Raw genomic sequence first — 2077 nt, 5'->3', positions numbered from 1 at the left:
AGTGGCCCTCAACAGAACCGAGCACTGCTGTTGTCGAAACAGTAGCCCAAGCAGAACTGCGATCAGCAAGAACTCAGTCCACTGTACGAATCTCTTGATCCCGACGCCTTCGACATTGGTACTCCCTGACTCGTCGACGTCACCACTGAGAGCTCCGAGAGTCCCGTAGACCACGAGAAACGGGACCGCGAGACAAAACAGGGCAATCCCGGACAGGGCGCTGGTATTCTCGTCCGTGATATGTTTCGGGACAAATTTTTGGGCCGCGTTGTCCAATCCGAGTCGAGCGATTACACCGCCCGCCTTCATCACGACCATTCCGAAGGCGAAGTATCCGAGCGCCCCCGTACCGAGACCGTTGGCGATAACGATGTTGAGACTATAGCGAAGACCACGCCCGAACATGCCGCCGATGAACGCAACCGAAGCGAGTCCTGTGAGTGATTTACGCATCTTGGTGATGGGTGAAGCCGTAACTCCCCGCTGGAGAGCACGCTTTTAACAGAGACGTGAGTGAAGGTTTGATGGATGGAATCGCTGATTCACGACGCGGTTCCACGTCCATTCACTCCATGTATCCGAGTTGTTCGAGACGGTCCGAGACGACGGCATCATCGACTGCTTCCATTTCCTCATCGGAGCCTTCTGTAGTGATGTCCTTCCTCGGTCCGTTCTCGTGGACTAACCACGGGACTTTGACCAGCTCTTCCGTGTACATCCCTCGGGGGTGGCCCCATTCACGGATCGGAAACGGGAACGCGCGTTCGCCGACCATGTTACCGTGGTCGGCTGTCACGACTGTTCTCCCGGTAAGCGCGTCCATCAACTGTTCGACATGCGGAAGTGAACGAAGCAGATTTCCCGTGTAGGCGTGCCATATCGACCCTCTGGAGACGTCGAGTTCGGATTCCATTTTCCGGCCCCAGAAGTCCCGGGTATCCGAATCTGGGTTATCGAGATACCCTTATCGAACGACGTGGAATCCGTAATGAACGGGTAATGCGGCTGGATGTAGTGGACGATCAGTCGCTTGTTTGGATACTCTTCTGCCGCTCGAAGCGCGGCCTCGGTCGTTGTTTCGGGAAGCACCGTCTGGAACTCGTCGTCCCATCCGGCTTCCAACCACACGTTTCTACCGCATGGAAGTGGGGGTTGATATCATCGTAGTTCCGGTATAGCTGCGGGTTCGCCGTCACGTATACGGTGTCTTTCATCTCCCGCTCGGAGAAGTTAGCGCGTAAGAATTCCACCGTCGTTGAACCGCGGGAGTATCGGGATTCCAATCGCCCGGGCAGGGTAGAATTGTCTTTGAACATGTCGTACCGACACGCATCGAGGATAAGCAGGTTATCCCAATCCTCGTCGATGACGTCGATTCCGTCCGTGTTGTACTCTCGCTTGTTCAACCGTCGATGATATTGACGGTTCGCCTCTCGAAGAAACAGATTGGGACTCCGTAATCCCCTTCGAAGCTGTGAAGGGCTATACATGGATGACTCTATTCAGTCATAGCATATATCGTTTAATGCTCCAGCCGGATATCCAAAACAATTATAATTAAGATATTTCGTATGCGGCTTTAAATACGAAATCTTGTAATACCAATTCGAAGAATATTTTAACAGGGTTTGAAATGGGGATACAAAAGAACTAAGACCGGATGGTATGAGTAATCCATCGTGAACGAACGCACCGCGCCACCATTGGTCCCCACGAACCTCGTCACATCTCACCAAAAGACTCAATCAAACGAATATACCGAAACAGCATGAACATCCTAGTACTCTCGGACTATTTCTGGCCGGATCGAACCGGTGTATCGCTAAGTCTCTTCTGACCGAAGTCGAAGGGCTTGCCGAGCGAGGCCACGAGGTCGTCGTTCTCTGTAGACGGTTGGATAACGACTCACCGCAGCGAGAATCCAGAGAGGGCTACGAACTGTATCGATACGACAGCCCGGCGAAATCATCATCAATCTATCAATTGTATCCGCTTTTCACGTTCGCCAGGGTCCCGAAAACAGTCGAGAAACTAGACAATCGATACGACTTCGACGTGGCGTACATCCACAACTCGT

The 2077-nt window shown here is 52.6% G+C and carries 2 protein-coding genes and 1 pseudogene; 1 reads left to right on the top strand and 2 read right to left on the bottom strand.

Annotation, left to right across the window (positions count from 1 at the left end; genetic code table 11):
• A pseudogene (locus tag BG842_RS10345) lies at positions 1 to 453 on the bottom strand (hypothetical protein); the annotation flags it as partial.
• Between the two features lie 112 nt (positions 454 to 565).
• A complete protein-coding gene (locus BG842_RS32760; RefSeq protein WP_342764802.1) occupies positions 566 to 913 on the bottom strand; it encodes a hypothetical protein in 348 nt (115 codons plus the stop codon).
• 980 nt (positions 914 to 1893) lie between these two features.
• On the opposite strand from BG842_RS32760, the gene BG842_RS30560 reads away from it, so the two are divergent.
• On the top strand, positions 1894 to 2077 hold a 184-nt coding region (locus BG842_RS30560), incomplete at its 3' end, for a hypothetical protein (protein ID WP_217493303.1).

The organism is Haladaptatus sp. W1 (assembly GCF_001723155.1).
GTDB classification, from domain to species: domain Archaea; phylum Halobacteriota; class Halobacteria; order Halobacteriales; family Haladaptataceae; genus Haladaptatus; species Haladaptatus paucihalophilus.
Note: the sequence above shows the minus strand (reverse complement) of the source record. Positions and strands in the feature narration are given on the sequence as shown.